Source organism: Sulfurospirillum arsenophilum NBRC 109478, from assembly GCF_000813345.1.
Taxonomy (GTDB): Bacteria; Campylobacterota; Campylobacteria; order Campylobacterales; family Sulfurospirillaceae; genus Sulfurospirillum; species Sulfurospirillum arsenophilum.
On record NZ_BBQF01000002.1, the window covers coordinates 362,803 to 389,709 of the forward strand.

The 26,907-nt window shown below is 39.2% G+C and carries 26 protein-coding genes; 9 read left to right on the plus strand and 17 right to left on the minus strand.

All coding sequences use genetic code 11. The features are described 5' to 3' along the window. Window positions 1-113 precede the first annotated feature (113 nt). Complete coding sequence (gene tpx, locus SAR02S_RS06185; RefSeq protein WP_084218462.1) at window positions 114-674, plus strand: thiol peroxidase; 561 nt, start codon at window positions 114-116, stop codon at window positions 672-674. Next, window positions 631-1,857, plus strand: a complete 1,227-nt coding sequence (locus tag SAR02S_RS06190) for an NnrS family protein (RefSeq protein ID WP_232294000.1) — start codon at window positions 631-633, stop codon at window positions 1,855-1,857. Before tpx ends, SAR02S_RS06190 begins: the two co-directional genes overlap by 44 nt. A gap of 146 nt (window positions 1,858-2,003) precedes the next feature. On the opposite strand, the gene SAR02S_RS06195 is transcribed toward SAR02S_RS06190, so the two are convergent. From SAR02S_RS06195 to SAR02S_RS06220, 6 genes are all read right to left on the minus strand, one after another. After that, entirely contained in the window at window positions 2,004-2,210 is a 207-nt protein-coding gene (locus tag SAR02S_RS06195) for a heavy-metal-associated domain-containing protein (RefSeq protein ID WP_025345140.1), read from the minus strand. Window positions 2,211-2,232: 22 nt separating this feature from the next. Continuing rightward, entirely contained in the window at window positions 2,233-4,398 is a 2,166-nt protein-coding gene (locus tag SAR02S_RS06200; RefSeq protein WP_041957918.1) for a heavy metal translocating P-type ATPase, read from the minus strand. A 91-nt stretch (window positions 4,399-4,489) separates the two neighbouring features. Next, the gene (locus SAR02S_RS06205) at window positions 4,490-5,794 is read right to left on the minus strand and encodes a DNA recombination protein RmuC (RefSeq protein WP_041957919.1); all 1,305 of its coding nucleotides are present in this window, start codon (window positions 5,792-5,794) and stop codon (window positions 4,490-4,492) included. A 37-nt stretch (window positions 5,795-5,831) separates the two neighbouring features. Beyond that, window positions 5,832-6,116 (minus strand): hypothetical protein, encoded by a 285-nt coding sequence (locus tag SAR02S_RS06210; RefSeq protein WP_041957920.1) that lies wholly within the window; start codon window positions 6,114-6,116, stop codon window positions 5,832-5,834. Beyond that, window positions 6,116-7,033, minus strand: coding sequence for a 16S rRNA (cytosine(1402)-N(4))-methyltransferase RsmH (rsmH, locus tag SAR02S_RS06215; RefSeq protein WP_041957922.1), 918 nt, complete (start codon window positions 7,031-7,033; stop codon window positions 6,116-6,118). Before rsmH ends, SAR02S_RS06210 begins: the two co-directional genes overlap by 1 nt. A 27-nt stretch (window positions 7,034-7,060) precedes the next feature. Continuing rightward, window positions 7,061-8,365 carry an adenosylmethionine--8-amino-7-oxononanoate transaminase gene (locus SAR02S_RS06220; protein WP_041957924.1) on the minus strand — a complete coding sequence of 435 codons (1,305 nt, stop codon included), beginning with the start codon at window positions 8,363-8,365 and terminating at the stop codon, window positions 7,061-7,063. Window positions 8,366-8,470: 105 nt separating this feature from the next. Between SAR02S_RS06220 and SAR02S_RS06225 the strand changes: the two genes are divergently transcribed. Genes SAR02S_RS06225 through ftsZ form a run of 3 tightly spaced genes read left to right on the plus strand, consistent with a single transcriptional unit; the run spans window position 8,471 to window position 12,445 of the window. Then, on the plus strand, window positions 8,471-9,931 hold the full coding sequence (locus tag SAR02S_RS06225) for a peptidylprolyl isomerase (protein ID WP_041957925.1): 1,461 nt from the start codon (window positions 8,471-8,473) through the stop codon (window positions 9,929-9,931). Further along, complete coding sequence (gene ftsA / locus SAR02S_RS06230) at window positions 9,932-11,311, plus strand: cell division protein FtsA (protein WP_041957927.1); 1,380 nt, start codon at window positions 9,932-9,934, stop codon at window positions 11,309-11,311. Between the two features lie 15 nt (window positions 11,312-11,326). Continuing rightward, a complete protein-coding gene (gene ftsZ / locus SAR02S_RS06235) occupies window positions 11,327-12,445 on the plus strand; it encodes a cell division protein FtsZ (RefSeq protein WP_041957929.1) in 1,119 nt (372 codons plus the stop codon). Between the two features lie 53 nt (window positions 12,446-12,498). Here the strand turns inward: ftsZ and SAR02S_RS06240 are convergent, their stop codons facing one another. Genes SAR02S_RS06240 through SAR02S_RS06250 form a run of 3 tightly spaced genes read right to left on the minus strand, consistent with a single transcriptional unit; the run spans window position 12,499 to window position 15,000 of the window. Further along, window positions 12,499-12,969, minus strand: a complete 471-nt coding sequence (locus SAR02S_RS06240; protein ID WP_041957931.1) for a DUF4149 domain-containing protein — start codon at window positions 12,967-12,969, stop codon at window positions 12,499-12,501. Then, window positions 12,966-13,787 carry a peptide chain release factor N(5)-glutamine methyltransferase gene (gene prmC, locus SAR02S_RS06245; RefSeq protein WP_041957933.1) on the minus strand — a complete coding sequence of 274 codons (822 nt, stop codon included), beginning with the start codon at window positions 13,785-13,787 and terminating at the stop codon, window positions 12,966-12,968. Before prmC ends, SAR02S_RS06240 begins: the two co-directional genes overlap by 4 nt. Then, a complete protein-coding gene (locus tag SAR02S_RS06250) occupies window positions 13,777-15,000 on the minus strand; it encodes a M48 family metallopeptidase (protein ID WP_041957935.1) in 1,224 nt (407 codons plus the stop codon). Before SAR02S_RS06250 ends, prmC begins: the two co-directional genes overlap by 11 nt. A 213-nt stretch (window positions 15,001-15,213) precedes the next feature. Here SAR02S_RS06250 and SAR02S_RS06255 point away from each other — a divergent pair, with 213 nt between their 5' ends. Next, window positions 15,214-16,824: a methyl-accepting chemotaxis protein gene (locus SAR02S_RS06255; RefSeq protein WP_041957937.1), complete on the plus strand. Its 1,611-nt coding sequence runs from the start codon at window positions 15,214-15,216 to the stop codon at window positions 16,822-16,824. Window positions 16,825-16,925: 101 nt separating this feature from the next. Continuing rightward, a complete protein-coding gene (locus tag SAR02S_RS06260; RefSeq protein WP_041957939.1) occupies window positions 16,926-18,884 on the plus strand; it encodes an ABC-F family ATP-binding cassette domain-containing protein in 1,959 nt (652 codons plus the stop codon). 11 nt (window positions 18,885-18,895) lie between these two features. Here SAR02S_RS06260 and SAR02S_RS06265 read toward each other — a convergent pair whose 3' ends face one another. The 6 genes from SAR02S_RS06265 to purH all read right to left on the minus strand — a co-directional run bounded on the left by SAR02S_RS06265 (window position 18,896) and on the right by purH (window position 24,472). Next, on the minus strand, window positions 18,896-20,485 hold the full coding sequence (locus tag SAR02S_RS06265) for a methyl-accepting chemotaxis protein (protein ID WP_041957941.1): 1,590 nt from the start codon (window positions 20,483-20,485) through the stop codon (window positions 18,896-18,898). Beyond that, complete coding sequence (locus SAR02S_RS06270) at window positions 20,470-20,793, minus strand: hypothetical protein (protein ID WP_041957943.1); 324 nt, start codon at window positions 20,791-20,793, stop codon at window positions 20,470-20,472. The genes SAR02S_RS06265 and SAR02S_RS06270 overlap by 16 nt, the downstream gene beginning before the upstream one ends. 86 nt (window positions 20,794-20,879) lie before the next feature. Beyond that, window positions 20,880-21,176: a metal-sulfur cluster assembly factor gene (locus SAR02S_RS06275; protein WP_041957945.1), complete on the minus strand. Its 297-nt coding sequence runs from the start codon at window positions 21,174-21,176 to the stop codon at window positions 20,880-20,882. Between the two features lie 3 nt (window positions 21,177-21,179). Continuing rightward, complete coding sequence (locus SAR02S_RS06280) at window positions 21,180-22,442, minus strand: hypothetical protein (protein WP_041957948.1); 1,263 nt, start codon at window positions 22,440-22,442, stop codon at window positions 21,180-21,182. A 4-nt stretch (window positions 22,443-22,446) separates the two neighbouring features. Further along, the gene (locus SAR02S_RS06285; RefSeq protein WP_041957950.1) at window positions 22,447-22,800 is read right to left on the minus strand and encodes a hypothetical protein; all 354 of its coding nucleotides are present in this window, start codon (window positions 22,798-22,800) and stop codon (window positions 22,447-22,449) included. Window positions 22,801-22,939: 139 nt separating this feature from the next. Further along, window positions 22,940-24,472 carry a bifunctional phosphoribosylaminoimidazolecarboxamide formyltransferase/IMP cyclohydrolase gene (purH, locus tag SAR02S_RS06290; protein ID WP_041957952.1) on the minus strand — a complete coding sequence of 511 codons (1,533 nt, stop codon included), beginning with the start codon at window positions 24,470-24,472 and terminating at the stop codon, window positions 22,940-22,942. Between the two features lie 104 nt (window positions 24,473-24,576). Between purH and SAR02S_RS06295 the strand changes: the two genes are divergently transcribed. Continuing rightward, window positions 24,577-25,011 carry a disulfide oxidoreductase gene (locus SAR02S_RS06295; RefSeq protein WP_041957954.1) on the plus strand — a complete coding sequence of 145 codons (435 nt, stop codon included), beginning with the start codon at window positions 24,577-24,579 and terminating at the stop codon, window positions 25,009-25,011. 3 nt (window positions 25,012-25,014) lie between these two features. Continuing rightward, entirely contained in the window at window positions 25,015-25,641 is a 627-nt protein-coding gene (locus tag SAR02S_RS06300) for a DsbA family protein (RefSeq protein ID WP_041957956.1), read from the plus strand. Window positions 25,642-25,647: 6 nt separating this feature from the next. Here SAR02S_RS06300 and SAR02S_RS06305 read toward each other — a convergent pair whose 3' ends face one another. Together SAR02S_RS06305 and SAR02S_RS06310 are read right to left on the minus strand one after the other, a co-directional pair. Beyond that, window positions 25,648-26,136: an acyl-CoA thioesterase gene (locus SAR02S_RS06305; RefSeq protein ID WP_041957958.1), complete on the minus strand. Its 489-nt coding sequence runs from the start codon at window positions 26,134-26,136 to the stop codon at window positions 25,648-25,650. Beyond that, window positions 26,137-26,889 carry a DnaJ domain-containing protein gene (locus tag SAR02S_RS06310; protein ID WP_041957959.1) on the minus strand — a complete coding sequence of 251 codons (753 nt, stop codon included), beginning with the start codon at window positions 26,887-26,889 and terminating at the stop codon, window positions 26,137-26,139. It abuts the gene before it with no gap. Window positions 26,890-26,907 lie beyond the last annotated feature (18 nt).

Below are 26,907 nucleotides of genomic sequence, written 5' to 3' on the forward strand. Positions count from 1 at the left end.
AATGAAATATCACTTTACATGTAAAAAATTTCCAATTCCTAGATGTAGATCAAGGTTTTTTAGTATTAAATGGGATAAAATGACTCTCATATAAAACAATTGAAAGGATAACCATGACATTTACCGCAAAAATAGACAAAACAGCCCTCAAAGGCACGCCCGTAAAATTGGAAGGCAACTTCCAAGAAGTGGGCAATAATGCACCTGTTGTTACTGTTGTCACTCCAGACTTACAAGAAAAAACCATCGGTGGTGAAAACAATAAAGCTCAACTCATCATCGTAGTACCTTCACTTGACACACCTGTGTGTGATGCGGAAGCGAGACGTTTTAACCAAGAAGTTGCGAAGCATGAAAACATCGACACGACGATTATTTCGATGGACTTACCGTTTGCAAGCGCAAAATTTTGCAATGTTGCGGGTATTGAAAATCTAACCGTTGGTAGTGACTTTAGACACAAAGCATTTGCACGTGCTTATGGCATGCTCATCAGCGATGGTGCACTTGAAGGCTTGTGTGCTAGAGCGCTTTTTGTTATCAGTAAAGATGGCAAGATTGTTTACAAACAGGTGGTTCCTGAGATCACGGAAGAACCCAATTATGACGAAGCGTTAAATGCCGCTATCGATGCAGCCAACAGAGGGGCTAGTTGTTGTGGTTTTTGTCAGTAGTTTAACCCCACCAGAGCCTCCAAAAACGACGGCTCTTCAAAACCTAGTCGCTCAGCCACACCGCCTCTTTTTCTTTGCGGGTGTGGTCAATGGCGTACTTTTTGTTGCTCTTTTAGGTCTGCATTATGCAGGGCTTTTGAGTTTACATGTAAGCGTAGGACTGTACCATGCTTATGCGATGACGTTCATCGTTTTTACGCAATTTTTTGCAGGCTTTTTGCTAACGACATTTCCACGCTATCTCTCGCGTCCATCGGCATCACCAAAAGCATATTTGCCGATCGCATGGCTGATGAATGGTGGTGGACTTTTGTTTATTGCACTCTCATTTGTCTCTGAGATGGCACTTGTAGCCCCTATGCTTGTTATCTTAGCAGGCTATGTCAAACTCTGCTTACTTTTGCTTGATTTTCAAACGAAAAGTACAGTGACCAATAAAACAGATACCACATGGATGCTCAGAGCGTTTGCACTGGGTCTTGTAGGGCAGCTACTTTTCATCGCAGATCTGTTTATTCCAGCCTATTCACTCGCACTTGGAGTGAGTTTTTATCTCTATTTGTTCTTTATTGTTCTCATCGTTTCACAAAAAATGATGCCGTTTTTTGCAGCCAATACCATTATCGGCTATACGATGAACAAAAGCAAGCACTTTTTGCTCTTGGTCTTTGTAGCACTCATCCTCAAAGTGGTTTTAGAAGCATTAAACATGAATGCTTTTGTGGCAGACAGTGCGCTCTTTAGCATCATCACGTATGAGCTTTTGAAATGGCGCCTACCGTTTCGCAAATCCCCAGCCATTTTATGGGTACTTTTCCTCTCGATTTGGTGGGTTCCAGTAGGGTTTGGGCTTTTTGTGGTGCAAGACTTTTCGGCACTTGTAGGACACTCTATTTATTTGGAAAAATCACCACTGCATGCCTTGGCATTGGGTTATTTTACAACCGTTCTTGTGGGCTTTGGAACCAGAGTTATTCTTGGGCATTCAGGGCGAACGCCTAAAGCAGATGCGTATGCTGTGACACTTTTTGGACTTATTCAAGCGATGGCGCTCATTCGTATCATCGCAGGTATTTTCCCGCAATTTGGGTATTTGCATGCGGTGCTTACCGTGGCAGTTCTGTGGATTGTTGTTTTTGGCTTATGGTCGAAGCGGTATATTCATATCTTATTTGAGAAGTAACGCGTTGTGTGAGCCCAAATAACAGGGCTCACTTACATGTAAACGAATAACTGACGAGCCAAAGGCGAGTGGGCACTCTGCGTGAGAGAACCCAGTGTTAACGTAGTTTTTAAAGCTTTGCTTTAAAAGCGTGTCAGAATTTAAAATTACGAAATGACTTCAAAACCTGCTTCATCAATTGCTTTTTCAAACACACTTACATCAATCGGAGCATCGTACTCAATAACCGTTTGACCACTGGCTAAGTCAACATTGACACTCTTGACACCTTTAATTCCCTCTAAAACACCTTTAACGCTTTTAACACATCCTCCACAACTCATCCCTTTAACCACCAATGTGATTGTTGCCATTATGTATCCTTTTACTATGATTTTATTTTTTCATTTTCCAACGTCGTAACAGCAGCGAATTACTCACCACCGAGACCGAACTCATCGCCATTGCGCCACCTGCGACAATCGGGTTTAACATACCCAAAAATGCCAGAGGAATTGCTAACACATTATACACAAAAGCTAAGAAGAGGTTCTGCTTAATTTTTGACATCGTAGCACGCGAAAGTGCGATGGCATTGACGACATAGAGTGGATCATTTGCAATTAAGATAAGATCGGCGCTCTCCACAGCAATGTCCGAACCATTGGACATCGCAATCGCCACATCAGCCACCGCAAGTGCAGGTGCATCGTTGATGCCATCACCGACCATGCAGACAAATTTTCCCTCGTTTTTAAGCTTTGCTATTGCCTCTGCTTTCCCGTTCGGCAAAACTTCTGCAAAAAAGTGCTTGATGCCAAGCTCACGAGCAACTTTCTGCGCACAACGTTCGTTATCTCCTGTGAGCATATACACTTCAATACCATCATTTTGAAGCTTCTCAACCGCCACTTTAGCACTCTCTCGAATCGTATCTGCCAATGCGATATACCCAAGAATCTGCTCTTTGGTAGCCAACGCTACAATGCTGTTGCCCTCTTCCAAAAACGTTTGCGCGACAGTTGAAGGTTGCAGAGAACTAAATTGCATAATAAAAGCAGGTGACCCAGCAAAGTAAACCACGCCATCGATCTCACCTGAAACGCCCAAACCTGAATAGTTCTGAAACGCTTGAACACTCTTTGATGAGTTCTGCGGTGCTGAAGCAATAATCGCTTTGGCTAACGGGTGTTTTGACCCCTCTTCTAAGGCTGCAACAAGGACTAGAAATTGCTCTTTATCCAATTCATTTTTTTCGATTAAAACATCGACCACTTGAGGATTTGCATAGGTCAATGTGCCTGTTTTATCGAACACGACAGCATTGATTTTTCCCACATTTTCAAGCACTTCTGCATTTTTGATGAGAATTCCCTCACTTGCCCCTCGCCCAACACCCACCATAATCGCCGTTGGCGTTGCAAGTCCAAGCGCACACGGACATGCGATAACCAATACCGAAACAGCGTTGATAATCGCCTCTTCAAAATCGCCCCCGATAAACCACCACGCACCAAAAGTAATCACCGCGATGCTCACCACAATGGGCACAAAAATACCGGCAATCGTATCGGCAAGGCGTTGAATAGGCGCTTTGGAGCCTTGTGCTTCTTCGATAAGACGAACGATGGAAGCTAAAAAAGTGCCAGAACCAACTTTCGTGGCTTGGCATTTGAGCATCCCATCGCCGTTTTTGGTCGCCCCAACAATGACATCTCCCACGGATTTCAGCACGGGTAAACTTTCCCCCGTCATCATCGACTCATCGACCATGCTATTGCCTTCCACAACAATACCATCCGTGGGGATGCTCTCGCCCGCTTTTACCACAAAAATATCGTTTACATGTAAAGCTTCAATGCTGATCTCTTCGACCACACCATTGCGCTCTACAAACGCTTTTTTAGGCTGTAAATGAAGGAGTTTTGCAATGGCAAAACCAGTCTTTGCCTTTGCTCTCACCTCTAAAAGTTTGCCTAAAAGTACCAATGTTATTACCGAAACAGATGCTTCAAAGTAAAGGTGTAGCGGCACGTAAAATAGCACAACGCTGAGGCTTAAAAAATACGCGGCACTCGTACCCAAAACCACGAGAACATCCATATTGGCACTGCCACTTTTCAAGCTTTTGTAGGCACCTATATAAAATTTTCGTCCACAGTAAAACTGTACAATCGTCGCAAGCCCTAGCTGAATCATCGGTGAGAGGTGCAGATGGATATTGAAAAGCATCGCCACCATTTCGACTAAAAACGGCAGTGTGAGCAGTGCTGAGAGGCTAAATTCTCTTAAAAGTTTTTGATAATCTTGTTCTTTGTCCAGACTTTTTTGATCTTGATCGACTTTGGAAGACTCCGTGGCGCCAAAACCTGTTTTTTCAATGCTTTGGATGATTTCAGGAAGATTGATATTAGGGTTAGATGAAGCAACAAACGCTTTTTCGCTCGCCAAGTTGACATTGGCTTTGACGCCTTCAAGCTTTCCAAGTACACGCTCAATGCGTGCTGAACATGCTGCACATGTCATGCCCTTGATGTCAAGCTCAAAATGTTTTTCAGACATTTTTTGTCTCCTTTATTTTTTGACATTCTAACGCTTCGTTACTTGTGCCAAGATGAAACAAAAAATGTAGACAAATCTTTACATGTAAAGACTATTCGTCTTCTTTTGCTTCCAAAAGTTGAGCAGCTTCGATGTCTGTGTTAAAATCTTGGTATTCAAGTTTGGCATCTTTAAGATTTTTAGTTGCTTTGGCGCCTAAACGCTTCAAATTCTCTACGCGACCTAGTATATTACCTGAGCCTTCTGTGAGCTGTTTTTGAGCGTTTTCATAGCTGTTATTGAGTGTTTGAAGCTGGCTGCCAACTTTTTTGAAACTCTCTGAAAAACCGACCATTTTGTCATACATTTTTCCAGCTTCATCAAAAAGCTTTGAGGCTAAAGTACTCGACTGCTCACTTTGCCAGTAGAGATAAATAGTGCGCAATGAAACGGTTAACGTTGAAGGGTTAACAATGGCAATATGCTTGCGAAGCGCGTACTCATAGAGTTTTGGATCTTCATTGATCGCGACCGAAAAAGCACCTTCAATGGGAACAAACATAAACACATACTGGAGTGTGCCTTGTTTATAGTGAGTGTAGTCTTTACTATCAAGTATGTCAATATGCTCACGAAACGCCTGCATCAAGGCTTTAGAAGCAATGTGTTTTTCTTCTTCACTCTCCGCCCTGATAAACTCATCGTAACTATTCAACGAAACTTTCGAATCAATAATGATGGTACGATCTTGAGGGAGTTTAATGACGACATCAGGACGCTTTGTTCGTCCCTCTTCATCTTTATAACTCTCTTGTGTTTCATAATGCACACCCTTGATGAGTCCTGAGTACTCTAAAACACTCTCCAAGATCATTTCACCCCAACTGCCTTGGCTCTGTTTTTTACCTTTGAGCGCTTTGGTGAGATTTTCAGCCTCTTTGGAGATGTTCATACCAGCTCTTGCGACCTGTTCAATCTCTTTAGAGAGCTCTGCAAATTTTTTCGTGCTGTTTTCTTGGGAATTTTCAACACTTTTTTTAAAACCATCTAAATTTTCTTTAAAGGGCTTAAGCAGTGTTTCAAGCGATTTTATCGAGGTGTCATCCAGTTTTTGAAGCTTTTTCTCTAGGTGTTGCTCCATGATAGCATTAAGCTTGAGTTCAAGCTTTTTCCCCTGCTCTTCAAGATCAAGTTTGAGTTTTTGATTTCCCTCTTTTTGGGCACTCAGTTCTGCTTGGAGTTTCGCACTTTGCATGTTAAGGGTTAAATTATCGGAAGTTAACTGCTCATTTTTGGCTTTAAATTCGGCTAATACATAGGCTTTTTCCTGAAGCACCGACTTAATCCACAATCCAAACACCACCATGGCAACACTAAATGTAATAAAAATAGCTAAAAATAGCATCTCTTGAGGCATAACAAACTCCTAATATGTGCTTACATGTAAAGAAAGATTATTCGATATAAATGGTGTCTAAAATCTGATTTTTGAAGCGAATATTTTCCAAGTTTTGCTTTAAAACGCGGTTCTCTTCTTTAAGAATTGAGTACTCACCATACAGTTTGCTAATATCACGGCTCATGTAATAAATTTGATTTTTGATGTAAATTTTGGGAAGAATCAGCAAAAAGGCGACAAACATCACCATATACACGAGCAATAAAAAACGAAAATCGAGATTTTTCTCGACCTTCTGCTCGGCATCATACTGTTCTAAAAGATCGTTTTTATCGCCCATTATGCACTCTTTATCTCAAAAACTCTCAGTTTTGCACTACGGCTACGAGGATTTTTCTTGACTTCAGCATTACTTGCTTCAATCGGTTTTTTACTGATGAGTTTACCTAAGCGGTGGTTATTACCACACATACAACGCATCACAGTAGGTGGGCAAATACAGTTTTGTGACCAAAGTTTAAAGGTCTGCTTCACGATGCGATCTTCAAGGGAATGAAACGAAATAATTCCTACCATACAGTGCTCAAAATTGGCATTTTTGATGCTTTCCAAAAGCTCAGTTAGAACACCCAGTTCGTTATTGACTTCAATACGAATGGCTTGAAACAGAAGTGTCGAAGGATGGATACTCTTTTTCCCTCCCACTTTCTCAGCTAATTTAGAAAGCTCTTTGGCACTTTGAAGAGGCACTTTGGCTCTAGCTTCGCAGATAAGATGTGCCAATTTTTTATACTCGTGAATCTCGCCATATTCCCGTAAAATAAACTCTAGCTTCTCTTTGGAGTAGTGATTGATGACTTCATAAGCACTAAGTTCCTGCTTCGGGTTCATGCGCATATCTAACACATCGGAATCAAAAGCAAATCCACGCTCTTTTTTATCAAGTTGCAAGGAAGAAACACCGATATCAGCGAGAATTCCTCGGATGGGGAGATCCGTATATTTAGAAATAACAGAAGAAAAATTACCATGATGAAACACAACACGATCACCAAAGCGTTCTAACCTTTTTTTGCTAAAGGCTAACGCCTCTTCATCTTGATCACACCCAATAAGTTTGATGTTAGGATTTTGCTCCAAAAGAGCCTCACTATGCCCACCATATCCTAGCGTACAGTCAACAATAACCCCATCATTAAGGCTAGAAAATGCCTCTTTGACCTCTTCTAAAAGTACGGGGATATGGGGAATGTTCACTGTGTGTCCTTCATTAAAATGGCTCTATTATAATCTATTGAGACTTACAATCGCCTCATACGCTACGTCCATCATCGTTTCAATTTCTTTACATGTAATCACATAAGGGGGCATAAAATAGACAACATTGCCCAGCGGACGCAGTATCACGCCCTTTTTCAGGGCATACTCAAATATTTTTAAATTCACACGAAAATCAATCGGATAAACATCAAGTTCCACAGCTGCGATCATTCCCATTTGACGAATTTTTTGCACATTGGGAAGTATTTTGAACTGCTCTAATTTAGAAGCGATTAGTGCAATTTTTTCTTGGTTTTTTTCTAAAATAGACTCATTCTCAAATATATCAAGTGTTGCATTCGCTGCACTGCAAGCTAATGGGTTGCCTGTATAACTATGAGAATGTAAAAATGCCTTAAATTCGGCGTAATCGCAATAAAATGCATCATACACTTTTTGAGTCGTAAGAACAACAGAAAGGGGAAGATAACCGCCCGTTAGTCCTTTGGATAATGTCATAAAATCAGGACTAACATTTGCATGTTCACAGGCAAACATTTTGCCCGTCCTACCAAAGCCAACAGCGATCTCATCGGCAATAAGATGCACACCATACTCATCACACAGTTTGCGAGCAAGCGAAATATAAAGTGGATGATACATGTTCATTCCACCCGAACATTGAATCAGTGGCTCGATGATAAACGCTGAAATTTGAGCTGCTTTTTCTTTAAAAATTTGCTCCAGCGCATCCGCTGCTTTTATGGCACTCTCCTGCGTTTGATCTTTAGGAACAGGAGTTTGAATCGTTTGCAATAAAATATCTTCAAAAACCTCTTTATAAAGCTTCACATCACCAACGGCTAAAGCACCGATGGTTTCGCCATGATAACTGTTTTCTAAAGAGACAAAGAAAGGTCGTTTTTCGCCTCTGTTTTTATGGTATTGAAAGCTCATTTTCAAAGCTACTTCGATCGCACTGGAGCCATTATCAGCATAAAAACATTTCACCAGCCTTTTTGGTGCTATGGCACATAGCCTTTTGGAAAGCCTAATGATCGGCTCATGCGTAAATCCAGCAAAAATAACATGTTCTAGCGTTTCTAATTGCTCTTTAACTTTTTGATTGATGTAAGGGTTGCAATGACCGAAAAGATTGACCCACCAAGAACTAACACCGTCAATATAACGGTTATCTTCAAAATCGTGTAAATAAACCCCTTTCCCACTTTTAATAGGGATAATCGGAAGTGTCTCGTGGTCTTTCATCTGCGTACAAGGATGCCATATATGCTTTAAATCATCCTCAATTAACATTTTTGTGTTCATTGTTACATTTTGCCTTTTTTTGTTAGGAGTTTCACGCAATTTATGGTTATTTAATAACTATATAGATAGAATTATAGCAAAATACAAAGATCTCAAAGGTTAAGAATGATTACGTGGATGCAACGTCACAAGAAATATCTGGTCATCACTATCTGGATTAGCACAATAGCATTCGTCGGTGCTGGTTTCGTAGGATGGGGGGCTTATGACCTCAATAAAGATCGCGCTGCTTCTGTTGCCAAGGTAGGTCATCGTACCATTTCTGTCCAAGAATTTCAATCCGCTTATGCAACCCACTACAACTTCTACAACAATCTTCTAGGTGGCAAACTCACTCAAGAACAAGCAGAACAAATGGGTCTTGATAAAATCGTTATGAACACACTGGTCAATCAAACACTTCTGTTGAATTATGCTGATGAGCTTGGTCTTCTTGCAACCAAAGAAGATGTCAAAGAGCGCCTTAAAAACACTTCAACGTTCCAAACTGATGGCGTTTTTAACAAAGATCTTTACTACTCAATCCTCAAAGCAAATCGTATCAATCCAAGCGATTATGAGAATGGCCTTGAAAAAGAAATTTTAAATGCAAAACTTGAAAACTTCTTCAAACTCACACCTTCACCTAAAGAGATCGACCTTTTTGCATCTGCCTTTTTTATGGAAGATCGCATCGCAGTTGCTTCGGTAACACTTGATGCAAATGAAGTCACAGCGAATGAAGAAGCGATCAAAGCCTACTGGGAAAAAAATAAATCAAACTATCTGACTAAAAAAAGCTATACACTTGAACTTCTTAATCTTCCTGCTTCACAAGCAAAATTTGATGATAAAACACTCGAAGAGTTTTTCAATCAAGAAAAATTCAATTATACATTTGAAGATGGAAAATTGATGACATTTGCGGAAGCTAAGAGTAAAGTCGCAGTAAACCTCAGACTTAAAAACGATAAGAAAAGTGCCCTAGAATCTTTCCTTGCTTTCAAAAAAGGTGAAGTGCCCGCCAATGAAACAAAAGTTGTTTTTGATGATGATACGATATACCCTCTCGATAAAATTCAAGTAGCAGCTAGAGACGAAGTACTAAAACCACTCGTTATCAAAGACAACTACGTTATCATTAAAATTAAAGAGATTAAATTTCCTGAACCAATGTCTTATGATATGGCTAAGAAAGATGCGAGCCGTGATCTTTTAGAAGGATTAAAAAGTGCCGCATTGGAAAAGAAAGCCCAAGTCAAACTTGACAATTTTTCAGGAAGCGACATTGGCTTTGTAAGTAGGGATTCTGTCAAGTCTATTGCAGGGCTTAGTGAAGCAAAAAGTGCAGAGTTTTTAAGTCACGTTTTTGATAACACAACAAAAAAAGGTTATAAAGTTATTGATGGTAAAGCCATTGTTTACGAGGTTTTGGAACAAAAGTTGCTTAACAAGGACAAGGCTAAGCAGTATGTTAGTTTGATTAGCGAAAATGTTTCGCAAGTGAAACAATCTGAGTTAAATCAAAATCTTATCAAAAAGCTCGCTACTGCGTATAAAGTCGAGCAATACTACAAAGGAAAATAGTTGAGCACTACGATTTTAGGTATCGACATTGGTTCAACCAAGATTTGCGCTATTATCGCTCAAAAAAACGATGATGGTGACGTCAAAATCTTAGGCGCAGGTATTGCAAAGTCTCAAGGTCTTAAAAAAGGTATTATTACCAATATTGACCTTGCTTCAAAGTCGATTCGCAATGCACTTAATGATGCAAAAAGAGTCGCGGGTACACAGTACGAGATGGTTATCGTTTCGATTTCTGGAGCTTACACGAAAAGTGTTGATAGCAGCGGTATTGTCAATATTCCAAACCGTGATATTGGTATCAAAGAAATTAATCGTGCAATGCAAATGGCAGATCATAACGCTAATATCCCAAATGAATATGAAAAACTCCACGTACTTCCTTACAATTTCAAAGTTGATGATCAAGAATTTATCGAAGATCCACTGGGAATGAATGGGGCACGCTTGGAAGTCCAGGTTCACATCATTACCGCACAAAAATCTTCACTCAGTAACCTTAGAAAAGCTGTTAAATCAGCAGGTGTTGAAATTGACAATATTGTTCTTGGCGGTTACGCCTCAGCAATTGCTGTTTTAAATCACGATGAGCGCGAACTCGGTGTTGCTGTGATTGATATGGGTGGCGCTACATGTAACATCATGATTCATGCTGGCAACTCTATGCGTTTCAATGACTATCTAGGCGTGGGTTCACTGAATATTACTAACGATCTCTCAACCGCTCTGCATACACCTCTTGGTGCAGCAGAAGAGATTAAAATTAATTATGGCTCGCTTAAAAGTAATTCAAGCGAACTCATCGAACTCCCTGTCATTGGGGATGATGGATCAACCCATGAAGTATCACTCAATATTGTTTCTAACGTTATCTATGTTAGGGTTGAAGAGACACTAATGATCTTAGCAAAAACACTTGAAGATAGTAGTTTTAAAGAACAAATCGGTGCTGGTGTTGTTTTGACAGGTGGAATGACAAAACTAGATGGCATTAGAGAATTAGCATCAGCAATTTTTGACAATGTGCCTATTAGAATTGCCAAACCAAGAGAAATGGATGGCCTCTTTGAGACGCTCAGAGATCCAAGCTATTCAACGGCAATTGGTCTTGTTCTTTACGGTGGAGGCTATTTTACACCGTATGAGATCGATTCAAATAAAAAATTACGATACAAAGATGAGACCATAGAACCAACGCGTCACCAACATCAAGAGACATTTGAAGAGGCTGATGGCGTTGAAGAAAATGAAATTGGAACACTTCCTGCTTCTGATAGCAGTAATGCGAAAGAGAAACTAAAAGATCTCGCAAATATTCAGGAAGAAAATAGTGAGGGTTTTGGCTCGAAACTATGGAATAGATTAACACAATTATTTTAAAGAGGGGTAAGAGGTATGAACGGATTTAGCATAGAAGAATCAAAATGTGTTTACGGAGCTAAAATCAAAGTTATCGGTGTTGGCGGCGGTGGTGGAAATATGATTAACCACATGGTAAGAGAAGGTATTAGTGGTATCGATCTTATCGCAGCAAACACAGACGCTCAGGCCCTTGAAAATTGTTTAGCAAAGACAAAAATCCAATTGGGCAAAAAAGGTCTGGGAGCTGGAATGCGCCCTGACATTGGTAGAGAATCTGCACTAGAGAGCTATGAAGAGATTAAAAGTTCTTTAGAGAAAGCTGACATTGTTTTCATCGCATCTGGTTTTGGTGGAGGAACAGGAACAGGAGCAGCACCTGTTGTTGCACAAGCAGCTAAAGAAGTTGGTGCATTAACCGTTGCCGTTGTTACACGTCCCTTTATGTTTGAAGGTAAAAAAAGAGCTAAACTTGCAGAACTTGGTATTAACGAACTTCGTAAAGAGAGTGATTCGATTGTAATTATTCCTAATGATAAACTTCTTGCTATTGTCGATGCAAAATTTGGTATCAAAGACAGTTTCAAGATCGTTGATGATGTTTTGAGCCGTGCTGTGAGTGGTATGAGTTTGGTTGTTCTTTCATCTGGACAAAGTGATATCAACGTTGACTTTGCCGACGTACAAACTGTTATGAGTCATCGTGGTATGGCACTTATGGGTATTGGCGAGAGCACTGGTGAAGATGCAGCGATGGAAGCGATTAAGAGTGCTATTGAGTCACCTCTACTTGATAACCTCTCAATTAACGGTGCCCTTGGTGTCTTGGTTCACTTCCAAATTCCATCAAGTTATCCTATTACTGAGATTAGCAATGCAATGCAACTTATCCTTGATTGTGCGGATGAAGATGCAGATGTTATCTTTGGTACAACAACCAGTGAAGATATGGAAGAAAACAGTGTTAAAGTTACTATCGTTGCAACAGGTTTTGAGAATAAAATCGAAGCTTCGAAAGAGCTCAAAATGCTTAATAGCAATCAAGAATCAATCAAAAAAGAGCGTATTTTACGCCTTAAAAAAGTAAGTGGTGGCTATGAGGGACAAGATGATTATCTTGATATCCCAACGTATATTAGACACCAAATGGATTAATACTCTCCCCTAAAACCTCTTCTATGCAGGAGAAGAAGCCTTGGCTTCTTCTCTTACTTTTGACTTAACCAACTACGTCTTACAAATAATACACATTGCGCTACCATTAAAAATTTCATCACCCATTCACTCTGCTTATGCATTTTAGTAAACAACTCTGTTGTTGTCTCAGCATTACCCAATTGTTGAGCATGCACAATAAATGGCGTATAGTAAAAAATAAATAGTCCTGTTGCGACAACAATCACAATCGACACTATAAATGACAAGAAATCGTAATTTTTAAACATCATCCAAACTTGTACTTCATAAATAATGCTGAAAAGTGCCACAAATCCAATGAGAAGGTTCATCTTCAAAAAAACCTGAGTCATTAAAATACCACTTTGAAAATGAGTCAACACACCATCGCCTAAATATTTTTGTGGGAAAAATATTACAGGAGCGATGAATGCACCTGCAGCAATTTCAACACCGATTGCAATGCCAAGCATCACCAAATAAATCACCATAAAACTTCTCATCTCTTCTCCTTAATCCAAAATCCACGATCTAGCTCCGCTAAATCTTTGTAAAATGCAATCTCTAAGCCTTTACTCTTTGCATACTCACTGATCGGCTGACGCTGATCATATCCCATCTCACAGGCAAGTGCTTTTACACCTCGTGTTACAAAAAGATCAATAATCTGACACAACATCTCGTCTCCTCTACTTCCGCCATAAAGTGCTAAAGAAGGTTCATACGAAAGTCCTATACCTAAAGGTTCTTCATTCGCGATATACGGAGGATTGGAAACAATCATATCGATTTCTCCACTAACCCCATCCAAATAACTGCCTTCAACAAACGCAATACGTTCACTAACACCTTGTTTTTTGGCGTTATGCTGGCTTACATGTAAAGCCTCACTTGAAATGTCCACCGCTGTAAATCTAGCCTTTGGAAGCAAAAGCGCAAGCATAATAGAGATGATTCCACTACCACACCCAATTTCGACAATATGCAAATGGGGTGAAAGTTCTTTGGCTAATTCCACAGCCTTATCGACAAGTATTTCTGTCTCTGGGCGAGGGATAAGCACACGGGCATCAACATCAAACTCTCTACCATAAAAACTAGCGCGTCCTAAAATATACTCCAACGGTTCATGGCTGATACGACGTTTCAAAAACTCTGTAAACCGCTCATCCATACTTATTTCATCATCACTATGGCTTAAAAGCCAACTCATCTCACAACCAAGCACTTCACCTAAAAGAATCATCGCCTCTTTTTGAGGAATATCCGTAACCTCGCGCAATTGCTCAGCACTTTTAGCTAAAAGCTCTTTAATGAGCAAGAGCCTCTCCTTCATTAAAGCTCATACCCAATTTTTTAAGTCTTTCCGTCAATGGTGGATGCGTAAAATAAAGTGCAATGCTCAAGGGATGGGAAAGCGGGAAACTTTTATTTTCATCTGCAAGTTTAACTAGAGCAGAAGCAAGCGATTCTCTACTTTCACACTCACTGCCATATTCATCTGCTCGATACTCATTGTAACGACTTAAAAGCCCAAAGAGTGGCATTAAAGCAAATGAAACCAGTGGTGAAAGCAATAAGAAAAGAGTCATCACACTTCCAGCAGATTTGTTTACATGTAAAGATTTAAAAAGCTCTTGTGGCAAATTTCCAAAGAGTCCAAACATCAACAAAAGCATCAAGGCACTTGAAGCAATATTTTTGAGAATATCTTTATGTTTAAAGTGACCCAGTTCATGACCCAAAACAGCTAAAAGTTCATGTTTTTCCAATTTTGCAATTAAGGTGTCAAACAGTACAACGCGTTTAGAACTACCCAAGCCTCCAAAGTAAGCATTCAGCCTATTGTCACGTTTGCTGGCATCCAAGCTAAATACACCACTGCTTTTTAGCCCTGCTTTGTGTAAAAGCGTTTCAATGGAACTTTTAAGACTCTCATCTTCAAGAGGGGTGAGTTTATTAAACAATGGAACAATCACAATCGGATAGATCATATTAATAAACAATATGACCGCAAAAGAGAATAAAAATCCGTAAAACCACCAATACGCGTAAGTCATTATAAGAATACTCATCACCCAGAAAAATGCACCACCAAAAAGGAAGAACATTAAAGATGATTTGATTTGATCTAAAATAAACGTTTTTAGATCAATGGTTGAGAAACCAAATTTTTTATCAAGTCCAAAAGTCTGGTAAAGATCAAATGGAAGTGAAAGTAGGTAATTGACCGCAACAAAGCTCATCACAAAAAGAACAGAGCGTAGCGCTTCATTTTCAAAATTTAGTACAGAATTAAGCATTGAAAAACCAAACGTTATCCAACCAAAAAAGAGTACAAAATCAAACAATGAAGAGACTAAAGAGAGTTTTTGTGTTGCTATCTTGTAAGAAGCGGCTTTGAGATAATTGGCAGGTGAAAGAATTACTGCTTTCAAGTCACGTGCTTTGGTTACAAAGCCTATTTCCATGAGTGCTGCATACATTCTAATTAAAAGATACATTATATAAAAGAGCGTTAATAGTTCTAACATAAAGTACGATTCCTTTGTCAAATTGAAAAACGTTATCATACCAGTTTTTCATCAATATTGCCTAAATGGATACAACTCATTTGCAACATACGAATGCTATTATTTTCTCAGAAATAGATGTGTTTCTTAATCCTTCCTAATAAGATACATGCTTTAAATCTTTTATTAGGAAAATGAGTTTACAATGAAAAAACAAAGACAAAAGGACGCAAGATGACAATTTCTAAGCAACTGATGGTAATGCTTTCCATCGCCATTATCGGAACCTGTACCATATTTGGTATCAGTATACGAGAAATGGATAAGATTTATGAGGAAACAAATTATAGCAATGTCAATTCGTTACCAAGTATTCTAGTTTTCAACGATATCACGGTAAATGCCCTTAGGCTTCGATTAGTTCTGTGGGAACATATATCGCAAGATGATAAAGAAGCTAATAATAAAAGTGCTGAAGGCATTAAAAAGGCTATTGATGAGATTGCTAAAGGGTTAAAAGACTATGAAGCTCTACTTTCCGATACCAAAGATAGAGAGTTGCTTAACAAGGATCTTGAAAGCTTTAAACAATACACTGCCGTCGCGCAAGAAGTTCTCAAACTCTCGGGATCTGGACATAAAACAGAAGCGGGTAACTTCTTAAATAAAAGCAGACCGATATTAAAAATATTTACAGCAGCCCTAGATGCACATATGGAATATAACGCTGAAATTGCAAAAAACTCAGCAAAAATGGCAGCAGAAGACAAACAAAATGCAAGTTTTGTGATGATTATTCTCTCTCTTGCCATTATTGGCTCAACCATCTTCATCAGCGTACTCATTCGAAACAACATCATGCAAGGCGTACATCTCGTACGCGATAGTATTGGTAACTTTGTTCGCAACAAAGAGCTTAACTTCCGCATTCAATACACCAAACAAAATGAAATCAAAGAGATGGTTGATAGTTTTAATGCGCTTGTAGAAACACTCGAAAGTACGATTGTCGATGCAAAGACCTCTTCAAGTGAAAATGCCTCTGTTTCGCATGAACTTAGCACCACCAGTATGCAAATAGGACGCAATGCAGAGCAAAGTTCTGCTATTGTCGCCAATACCATCCAAGAGATTGAAACCATCAAAGTCTTTGTGCAAGAGACAGCTACACTTTCTGAAAATATGAAACAAAGCATTGCAACCGCAGGTAATAGACTTGATAATGCTAAAAATGAAGTCATTGCCCTTCGTGGTGAAATGGATCAAGCCAGTGCCTCTGAAACGGCTCTTGCTCAAAAGCTAGAGCAAATGAGCCATGATGCAGAGCAAGTCAAACAGATCTTAACGGTGATTTCTGATATTGCCGATCAAACCAATCTTTTAGCGCTTAATGCAGCGATTGAAGCTGCAAGGGCTGGAGAGCATGGTCGTGGGTTTGCGGTTGTTGCGGATGAAGTACGAAAACTAGCTGAGCGTACGCAAACATCACTTACAGAAATCAATGCTACGATTAATGTCATTGTTCAATCTATTGTGGACTCTTCAGAGCAGATGGGAAGAAATGCCAAAAATATTCAAAGACTCTCAACGGTATCCAGTGGCGTTGAGACAACTATTTTAGGTACCACTCAAGTGATGGACGAAAGTGTTGCTGCCGTTACCACCAGTGCGCAGAACTCACGAAAGATTTCACAAGATACGGATAAAATTGTCGACATGGTCTCCAATATCAACACCCTTACCAGTGAAAATGCCAGAAGTGTTGAAGAGATCGCTGCTGCTGCCGATCATCTCTCTCGTTTGGCTGAAAATCTTAATAACAAGCTTAATCAGTTCCGCTCTTAATCTAGCTCTTGTTTGGGTAATGCATCTAAGCTTTACCCAACTTCTACGCATTTTCATCTTAATGGTATAATACGCGCAAAAAACAAAGTAAGGCACTTAATTTGGCACTTTTAGATTTAATTGGCATTAGCAAGGCATACGAAACTCAAAAAATTTTAACAGATGTTGATTTTTCCCTGCACGAAGGTGAGCGCGTTGCCATCATCGGTAAAAATGGTGGTGGTAAATCAACCCTTATGAAGATCGTTTTTGGCTCTTTGGAAGCAGATGAAGGAAGGCGGATTCTTCAAAAAAATACCAAAGTAGGCATGTTAGACCAAACACCTCGCTTTAAAGAGGGAATGAATGTCAAAGAAGCGATTGAAGAGGAACTAAAAGAGCTAAAAACCGCACGTCTTCGTTATGAAGAGGTCATTAAAACGTTAGAACATGACTATCACAATGAAGCACTGCTCGCAGAGCAAAGTCAACTGGTCACTTTTTTAGACCTGCATGATGCGTGGAGTTTGGATGAAAAGATAGAAAAAGTCTTGCAAGAGTTTGACCTTAAACAATTTGAACAAAGCGATGTCAACCTCTTAAGCGGTGGAGAACAACGTCGCGTGACATTAGCAGGACTCATTCTTCAAAAGCCTGATATTTTGTTACTGGATGAGCCTACCAACCACTTGGATGTCTATATGGTTGAGTTTTTAGAGCAAATGCTTTTAACTGCTAAATTCACGCTACTTTTCATTTCGCATGATCGTTATTTTATCGATCATCTAGCGACTCGTACGATTGAAATTGATGATGCTAAAGTGAGAAGCTTTGAAGGCGGTTATGAAAATTATCTTACATGTAAAGAGTTATTGATCTTATCGCTCCAAAAACAGCATGAAAATCTACTCAAATACCTTAAAGGCGAAGAGGAGTGGCTCAGACGTGGCGTCAAAGCTAGACTTAAACGCAACGAAGGGCGAAAGCAAAGAGTTTTTGAATTACGTGAGTCTGCAAAAAAAAACCCCTCTTTGGTTCGAAAACTCAAACTGGAGTTAGAGCGTGAAAAGCATAACTTCAATGGCGAAAAGATCATCAATAAACAAAAAATGCTCTTTGAAATGTACAACATCCATAAAAAACTAGGGAATAAACTCCTCATCAAAGATTTTAGTACACGTATTTTACAAAAAGACCGCATTGCCATTGTTGGTAAAAATGGAGCAGGCAAATCAACACTGCTGAAAATTTTACTGGGCGATATGAGTGTCGATAGTGGAAATTTTGACAAGGGTGAATTTAAGGTCGGTTATTTTGATCAACAACGCATGATGCTCGATGACAATAAAAACCTTATAGAGACATTTTGCCCTAATGGTGGAGATCGTGTCGATGTTAAAGGTAAAAATCTCCATGTATTTGGATATCTCAAAGATTTTCTCTTCCCCAAAGAAGACCTGAACAAAAAGATCGGCATACTCAGCGGTGGTGAAAAAAATAGAGTAGCCCTCGCCCTGCTCTTTTCACAAGAAGTCGATTGTCTTATCCTCGATGAGCCAACCAACGATCTTGATATTCCAACCATTAATATTTTAGAAGAATACATCCAAAGTTTTGGCGGAGCAGTTATCTTTGTTAGCCATGATCGTTACTTCGTCGATAAAATTGCTGGAAAGCTTTATGTTTTTAAAGGTGAAGGGATCATTGAAGAGAGCTATCAAAGTTACAGTGAATACTTAGAAATTGAAAAAGAGATCAAAGAACTTGATGCCATGGAATCTGCACAAGAAGCACCATGGATTGAAAAAGAAGAACCAAAAGCGCAAAAAGCAAAAGAGAGTGTACCCACAAAGCTAAGTTACAAAGAACAGCGTGCTCTTGATACACTGCCATTACAAATCCAAGCACTTGAAGATGAGATTAGCTCTATTAAAAGATGTCTTGAAAATCCAGAGTGCTATCAACAAATTGGACTTACAAAACTGAGTCAAAACTTAGAAGAAAAAGAAGCACTTTTAGAGCCAATGATTGAAGAGTTATTGGAAATAGAAGAAAAAGTAGAAATGATGCAAAGAGGCTAAACCTCCTTGCATTACGCTTTAAATGTTGAAAGTGTTGTGTCTAGATTTTGTGAAGACTCAAGCATGGTTTGAGAGATATGTGAAAGCTCAACAGCAATTTTTTCATTATTGTCAGATAAGCTTAACGTTCGTTTCATCTGCTCCATCATTTGATTGGTCAGATGCGAAATTTCTACAACTTTTTTAGATGCTTTTTTAGAAATATCTATCGACTCTAATGTACGATTTTTAGTCTCCTCTGTAGCATTTTGAACATCAAAAGCGCTGTTAGAGATATGACTGATATTTTCCGCATTCACTTCCATATTGGTACTGAGTTGTGTTACGCCTTGAACGATAACACTAATCGTAGCATCGATTTCAGCAAGTGCTTTTTGAGTACGCTCTGCAAGCTTTCGTACTTCATCGGCAACAACCGCAAACCCACGACCATGCTCCCCTGCCCTTGCAGCTTCAATCGCAGCATTGAGTGCTAACAAATTGGTCTGATCAGCGATATCTTTAATCATCGCCAAGACACCTTTGATTTGGTCAGTTTGCGAAACAACATTTTGGATTTGATGGGCCATCTCTTGTTCAGAATCACTCGCACCATTAATCTTTTGAACGACTTCGTTGAGTGCCAGACTCATTTTTTCTAAAACACTAAACGATGCGCTATTATCTTCAACCGTATGAATAGCAAGCTCTTCAGATAGATCCAAATCGGCTTCAATATCTTTCATCAAATCAAACGACATCTTAATCTGATGTGCTTGCTCAACCACACCTTTTGAAAATTCTAGTGCATTTTCATTCAGTGTTTCACCCGTATGTTCAACATTTTGTGAAATTTTTTGTGAGCTTAAGATGATAGATTGAATTTTTTCAATGAAAATATTGATGTATTTGGCAATATCACCCATCTCATCTTGGCTATTAATTTGAACTCGCGCAGTCAAATCGCCATTTCCGCTGGAAAGGTCATGGACACGTGCCATGAGTATCGCTAAAGGATCACCAACAACACGTTTAAGGACAAGCATAATCAAGACCGAGGTTACCAGCAATGAAAGTGCAAAAATACTAATGAGTTCCCAGCTTACCTCACTAATATAAGCATCAATTTCAGAAAATGAGAATGTCATATCCATAACGCCAAGCACATCCCCTTTTTGTGAAGTAGCATGACAGGCCAGACAATCTTGCTCAGCAATCAGCGGTTTTAAAAGTCTTAAACGATGACCTTTATCATCATCGAGTGTAATATTTTGCTGTTTTGGGTTTTTGAAGATATCGATAACTGCAACATCTGTTGATGGTTTTGCATTGATACCAAAAGTATCAATAACCGCTTGAGATTGATGGATTTTAAGCTCTTTAATCCCTTTCATTTCCCCAGCATCTTGCAATGATTTTTCAATCAAAGCACGATCACCCAAATTCATTGCAGCACGTACCGTTTGGAAAACCGATTGGCTGAGTAAATTTAGATTATTTTCACTTTGGATTTGAGAAGATTTTTTAAACTCACCTACAATGAAAAACTGTAAAATAATAAAACTAACCAATAAAAGAGGTATAAGGGTTAACCCTATTTTTAAACCTATGCCTTTGCGCATGAGTAGGCCTTTCTGACATTCATTACTTCAATCAAATTCATATCATCCAGCATAGTATACAACTCTTCACAGTTTATATTTACCTGTAAGTTCATTTTGTCCATTTTAATCGACTTAATTAAAAAGCCAATAACAGATGAAGTAATAATAAAAGAGTCTTTAATCGTTAGATTAATGATAGCATCAGGATGTTGCTCGTGAGTTTTTCGGACTGCCTCTTTAATAGCTTGTGCATTTGCAATTGTCTTTATCGTGCCCGTAATGAGAATTTCAACATGCTCACGGTGCACTTTAGTCACTAAATCCATTCTGCCTCCAAAAACAAAAAATCAACTTTTATTATAGTATATATTTCTCTGATTTTGGAATGAATGGATTCTTAGTGTGACACAAATTAGCCACACAGTTCCTTTTTGACACGTTCGCTAGCCATTGTGATATTCCAAGCTGGTTCCCAAACAATTTCGATGTCACAATTCTGCACACCTTCAATTTTTAAAACAGCATCTCTTGTCCATTGTTGAATAAGTTCATGCAACGGACATCCCTTCGTAGAAAGCGTCATTGTAACATGCACATCACCCTCTTCAATTTTAACACCATAAATAAGTCCTAATGAAACAATATCAAACCCAACTTCGGGGTCAATAACCGTTGAAATAGCACTGTAAACATCTTCTTCTGTAATCATCACTTACTCCTTAATTTTATAATTGAACGCATATGCTGCATTAAAAGCTACCAATACCAATGAAATCAGTAGCAACACGCTTCCTGCAAAAAAAAGCTTCTCTACTTGTAACACGACACCACCGCAAAGCCCAGCAACCGCACTAAAAAGCATCCATGTTTGAGCGTCAGCAATTTTGGTGTGAATCATCTGATGTAAAAGTGGCACTTTTTGTTTTCCAACCAATGGTGAAAATTTTTCATACCAAATCAAAAAAGGCAAAATTTTATAAATATGCCCCACAATAAAAGAGAGCAAAAAGCCAAAAAAGAAAAGTACCCCTGCGAGTATGCCCATAACACTGTTGCCAAAAGCAAAGTAAAGAGCACAACAGATCACAGAAGCGACCAAACAGACCAATGCAAACAGGACATTCTTAACCCAGTAATCATTTTGTTTACGCGCTCTTTGTTTGAAAATAATGCTGATTTGCACCACAAAACACGCAATAGCCGCAACCATAAGGGCAGCCCCAAGAGCTTGAAAAATCCAAGGCATTTGCATGATTAAAGCAACCATACACAACGCCGTTCCAATACTATGCAGATACAATGCCGCATTGATCCATTTCTCATCAAAACCATGAGAGAGTGAAAACATAGGAATAAGTACCATCGAAACGCCCATGACGATCATCATCACAAACCCACCGAGTGTGCCTATCATATGTGCTTTCACCCACGCATCAATGTCAATTGCTAAAAGACCATGTCCTAAACTAAGCCCAATCAGTAAACCTAAGCTCACCGAAATAAACAAAAAGATCGTACCAATAAGTAAAAACTTGCTCACAAGTGTTATGTTCTCTAAACGGTAAAAGGTTAAAAAAACATTGAAACAAAAAATAAGCATCGAAAGATAGGTTATTACCGCACCATAGGGAATAAGCAGATGAAGTTCGCTAAAGCTAAATCCGCTGACCATCAATGAAAACCCAACAATGTACATGTAAAACTGAACATACGCAAAATCTTTGGAAAAAATGGGTGCTTCAAGCACAACCGGTAAAAGCTGGTACATCGCACCAAAAATGACCATCATTACAAAACCAAGCAGATAGAGATGTGAAAATGCAGCTAATGAAGATGAGATGATATAACCTGATATATCGGAGCTCATAAACAAAAGGGCGATACCACTAATGCTTAAAAAAATAATTCCTGCAATAAAAAAATGCGCTACCAACACAAATGGAGGTGCCATCTCGGTGGCAAGTGAGACTTTCATCTACTTAACCAGCACACTGTTTTTGGCTTAAATCAACTTTGTCACTCATCCCCTCTTTGTATGAAAAGATAAGTTGGAGTTTTCCACCTTCAAGCTCTGTGACATCAATGTCATAAAAAGGTTGCACTTTGGCAAGTAAACCAATGGGGGATCGATGGTTAATCATCACTACTTTCTTGTGTGGGCTATCCAAAAGCTCAAGTGCGATCATGGCATTCACCATAGGTTCCGGTGGTACGCACAATGAAGTGTCAAAGCTGATGTATTCTATACCCTCTTGGACATAAGAGAAAAAAGGAACCGTTGTGTTGTCTACATGTAAAAGTTTTGCATCGCTAGGGAAATGATTTGTATTCATGATTTCATCCTTATTTTTGATGAAACTATAATGCAATGAGAAGATAATTTCCTTAATCTACATCAAGAAAAAGATAAATATTGTCTTATTTAAAAAAAGAGGAAGAAAGAGCCTTTATTCAAGGCTCTTGTAGAAGCTATTAATGTAAGAAGTGTCTAACGCCTGTAAAGTAGAGTGCCATACCATGCTCATTGGCAGCGGCAATGACATCCTCATCACGAATGCTACCACCTGGTTCAATGATCGCTTTAACACCCGCTGCCGCTGCAGCATCAATGCTATCACGGAATGGGAAAAATGCTTCGCTTGCCAATGCAGCGCCACTCACATCAATGCCCATATCTTCGGCTTTGCGAAGAGCGGCTTTCGCGGCATCCACACGACTAGTCATACCCATACCAATTGCCACCATTGCGCTCTCTTTGACATAAACAACACAATTTGATTTGGTCAAACTTGCCACTTTATAGGCGATTTCAAGGTCACTCAACTCTTGTTTGGAAGCAGTTCTGCTTGTTAAACATTTTGCATTTTTGATCTCGTCGTTACCCACCATGTCGCTCTCTTGGAACACAAACCCACCATCGACATGCTTAAAGTCATACGCATCTTCGCTAAGAACAAGGTATTTGCTCTCTTGCGTAAAGATTTTGATACGCTTTTTAGCATCAAAAACATGTAAAGCATCTTCATCCACGTTTGCAGCGATGATGACTTCCACAAAAATTTCATTGATTTTTTCAGCCAAGGCTTTATTCAAAGTTCCATTGATTGCCACAACACCACCATAAGCAGAAACAGGGTCACATTTAAGTGCTTTAACGTACGAATCAAGTAGATTTTCACCAATTGCAAAACCACATGGATTGGCATGTTTAATGATACACACCGCAGGGGCGTCACCAAAAGATGCAGCAATTTTAACAGCACCGTTGATGTCTGTCATATTATTAAAGCTAGCTTCGCCTTTGAGGGTTTTAAAATTATTGGTAAAGAAGTAGTCAAACTCATACAATGCACCCTTTTGGTGTGGATTTTCACCATAACGGGTGTCAAATGCTTTGGTTCCAACGATGAACTGTTTTTCACCAAAACCGTTGTTAAAACGTTTGTTCATGTAGTTTGCGATCATGCTATCATACGCTCCCGTATGCTCAAACGCCTTAATCATCAAATCTCTTCTAAATTCTAAGCTATTCGCTCCCGATTTAAGTGCTTCAATGACTCTGTCATAATCCAAAACATCGGTAACGATTAGTACGTCATTAAAGTTTTTTGCTGCACTTCTCACCATCGCAGGACCACCGATGTCAATGTTTTCAATAATGTCATCAAAATCATCAGTCTTCGTAATGGTCTCTTTAAAAGGATAAAGATTCACGCACACAAGATCAATTCCCTCAATGCCATGCTCTTTTGCAACATTTACATGTAAAGGTAAATCCCTTCGGTGTAAAATTCCTCCATGAATCATCGGGTTGAGCGTTTTCACACGTCCGTCAAACATCTCAGGAAACTTAGTCACTTCGCTTATTTCAAGCGCACTAACACCCTCTTCTTTTAAAAGTTTATAGGTTCCACCTGTTGAAATGATCTCAAAACCCAACGCCACCAAATCCTTGGCGAACTCCACAATACCCGTTTTATCGCTGACACTAATTAACGCTCTCACACTCGTCCTTTTTATCATGTTAAATATTTGTTTATTTATTTATTTTACAATACGTTGGTTTTAGTAACGATTAAATACAATACCAACAAATTTTGGAGCCCTTAATGTCCCAACCACAAAAGTCGTCAAATCTCGTTTGGATAACACTATTTTTGTGTTGGCTTACAGCGATGATTGCAACACTGGGAAGTCTTTTTTTCAGTGAAGTTATGCTCTTCCCACCCTGTGTTATGTGTTGGTATCAGCGCATTTGTATGTACCCATTGGCCGTTATTTTTCTCGTCGCACTTTTGAGTAATGATAAAAATGTTTTCAAGTACGCCATGCCTCTTGTTCTACTTGGACTTTTCTTTGCAAGTTATCATAATTTACTCTATTACGGCATCTTACCAGAAGCTGTTGCACCTTGTTCACAAGGAGTTTCATGCACGAGTGATTACATTAACTGGTTTGGATTTATGACCATTCAGTTACTCTCTTTAGTTTCATTTGTTATTGTTTTTATCTTATTACTATTTTTAAAACGAAAGGCTTCTTAAACCATGAAAAAACAGACTCTTGTCATTGCATCTCTTTTTACCCTTGTGCTTCTTTTTGTAGGAGGAAGCTACTTCTATAAAAATGCTGACCACAGCATCGTAGGAGAAAAAACTTCAGCGCTGATGCGCCCACATGCCTATGTCATCGGAAACCCGAATGCTAAAACAACCATTGTGGAGTTTTTTGACCCAGCATGTGAGACATGTAAAAGTTTTTATCCGTTTGTGAAAAACATTCTCAAACAAAACCCCGATAAAATCAAACTCGTACTTCGTTACGCACCTTTTCATACAGACTCTTACTATGTCGTTGCGATGATTGAAGCAGCACGGTTGCAAGGCAAATACCTTGAAGCCCTCGAAGTAATCTACAAATACCAAGACAAATGGGCAAGCCACGGAACGCCTAATATTGCGCTTATTTGGGGATTTTTACCTGAAGTGGGCATTGACATCGAAAAATTACGGGACGATATGAAAAAACCAGAAATTGATGCGCTTATCAAACAAGATATCGCCGATACAAAGACGCTGGGAGTCAAAGCAACTCCAGAGTTTTTTGTCAATGGCAAACCACTGGTTAAATTTGGATTCAAAGAGCTTCAAGCACTGATTGAATCCGAACTTTAAGAGAAATTAGCCCTGTTTTTGGGGCGTAATTTCATTGTAGCCATGAAGCCTAATATCACGACGCCTTTGTGCGTCATGGCAACGTCTTTTTTCCACATCATTTTCTGGCACAAAGGTAGGCACAGGTGTTGGTCTTCCTTTGTCATCGACAGCGACCATTGTAAAGAAACAGCTGTTTGTATGCGTTGCAATCCCTTTTTGAATATTTTCTGCAATCACCTTAATACCGACTTCCATCGATGTTTTTCCTGTATAGTTAACACTGGCTAAAAACGTTACCAGCGTGCCTACCGGAATGGCTTGTTTAAAAATCACTTGGTCAACGGACATCGTAACAACATAACCACCACAATAGCGTGATGCGCACGCGTACGCTACTTGATCGAGAAGCTTTAACAAGTCTCCTCCGTGAACATTACCAGAGAAATTGGCTTTATCGGGTGTCATTAAAACAGACATACTGAGCGTATGTCGCTCAAAAGGCGTGGATAGCATCTAATTTTTTTCCTTTTTTATCATTTCATACGCTTCATTAATCTCTTGAAGCTTAGCAGTCGCAGCGTCAATGATATTTTTATCTTTGCCCTGCCCCATTAAAATATCGGGATGGTACTCTTTGACAAGAGCTCGATACTTCTTTTTTATGCTTTCCATATCTTCGCTTGGCTCTGCACCTAAAACTGCATAGGCATTTTTTATTCCCATCTGCGCGTGTGTTGCTTTATTGGCATAAAACTGTTCAAAAGAGGCAATCAATCTTTCAAAATCAGCCCGTTTAACGTCTAAAGCATTCGCTATATCTTCGGTAATCATAAATTCCGCTTGGGAAAACTCATTGTCTATAAACGCAAGATTGAGCAAGTATTCCATGACTTTAAGACGTTTGACATAGTCATTTTTAGTGAGTTTGAGGTATTTTTGTGAGACAATCAGTGTATTGTCAAAACTTTGCATCTCTTTTTGATAGATCTCTTTTAGCTCTTCACGAACACTTTCGCTATTTTCAAATACACGAGCAATATCGCTAAACGTCAGCTTCAAAAGCTCCGCTTCAAGTTCATTGACTCTGCCATCTGCCTTGGCTACTTTTGCCATGAGTGCGACTAAAAGCCCCGCCTCATGTTCAGCCAAATCACCTCTCAGTGTCTGCTTAACATCCATGTTAATATGTTGGTATGCCTCAGTTTGATAGTTTTTTGTCAGTAAATAAAATACAACGAGAACGACTGCAATAATGACGTAGGTCATTTTTTCACCTTTACATGT

Bases quoted from the DNA above. Each gene is read 5' to 3' on its own strand.
- ftsZ (WP_041957929.1), top strand. From the start codon at position 11,327: ATGAACGGATTTAGCATAGAAGAATCAAAATGTGTTTACGGAGCTAAA.
- SAR02S_RS06225 (WP_041957925.1), top strand. From the start codon at position 8,471: ATGATTACGTGGATGCAACGTCACAAGAAATATCTGGTCATCACTATC.
- SAR02S_RS06300 (WP_041957956.1), top strand. From the start codon at position 25,015: ATGAAAAAACAGACTCTTGTCATTGCATCTCTTTTTACCCTTGTGCTT.
- SAR02S_RS06310 (WP_041957959.1), bottom strand. From the start codon at position 26,889: ATGACCTACGTCATTATTGCAGTCGTTCTCGTTGTATTTTATTTACTG.
- SAR02S_RS06280 (WP_041957948.1), bottom strand. From the start codon at position 22,442: ATGAAAGTCTCACTTGCCACCGAGATGGCACCTCCATTTGTGTTGGTA.
- SAR02S_RS06205 (WP_041957919.1), bottom strand. From the start codon at position 5,794: ATGCCTCAAGAGATGCTATTTTTAGCTATTTTTATTACATTTAGTGTT.
- tpx (WP_084218462.1), top strand. From the start codon at position 114: ATGACATTTACCGCAAAAATAGACAAAACAGCCCTCAAAGGCACGCCC.
- SAR02S_RS06200 (WP_041957918.1), bottom strand. From the start codon at position 4,398: ATGTCTGAAAAACATTTTGAGCTTGACATCAAGGGCATGACATGTGCA.
- SAR02S_RS06265 (WP_041957941.1), bottom strand. From the start codon at position 20,485: ATGCGCAAAGGCATAGGTTTAAAAATAGGGTTAACCCTTATACCTCTT.
- SAR02S_RS06190 (WP_232294000.1), top strand. From the start codon at position 631: ATGCAGCCAACAGAGGGGCTAGTTGTTGTGGTTTTTGTCAGTAGTTTA.
- SAR02S_RS06195 (WP_025345140.1), bottom strand. From the start codon at position 2,210: ATGGCAACAATCACATTGGTGGTTAAAGGGATGAGTTGTGGAGGATGT.
- SAR02S_RS06305 (WP_041957958.1), bottom strand. From the start codon at position 26,136: ATGCTATCCACGCCTTTTGAGCGACATACGCTCAGTATGTCTGTTTTA.
- SAR02S_RS06255 (WP_041957937.1), top strand. From the start codon at position 15,214: ATGACAATTTCTAAGCAACTGATGGTAATGCTTTCCATCGCCATTATC.
- SAR02S_RS06295 (WP_041957954.1), top strand. From the start codon at position 24,577: ATGTCCCAACCACAAAAGTCGTCAAATCTCGTTTGGATAACACTATTT.
- SAR02S_RS06220 (WP_041957924.1), bottom strand. From the start codon at position 8,365: ATGAACACAAAAATGTTAATTGAGGATGATTTAAAGCATATATGGCAT.
- SAR02S_RS06210 (WP_041957920.1), bottom strand. From the start codon at position 6,116: ATGGGCGATAAAAACGATCTTTTAGAACAGTATGATGCCGAGCAGAAG.
- SAR02S_RS06275 (WP_041957945.1), bottom strand. From the start codon at position 21,176: ATGATTACAGAAGAAGATGTTTACAGTGCTATTTCAACGGTTATTGAC.
- SAR02S_RS06240 (WP_041957931.1), bottom strand. From the start codon at position 12,969: ATGAGAAGTTTTATGGTGATTTATTTGGTGATGCTTGGCATTGCAATC.
- SAR02S_RS06250 (WP_041957935.1), bottom strand. From the start codon at position 15,000: ATGTTAGAACTATTAACGCTCTTTTATATAATGTATCTTTTAATTAGA.
- SAR02S_RS06270 (WP_041957943.1), bottom strand. From the start codon at position 20,793: ATGGATTTAGTGACTAAAGTGCACCGTGAGCATGTTGAAATTCTCATT.
- SAR02S_RS06285 (WP_041957950.1), bottom strand. From the start codon at position 22,800: ATGAATACAAATCATTTCCCTAGCGATGCAAAACTTTTACATGTAGAC.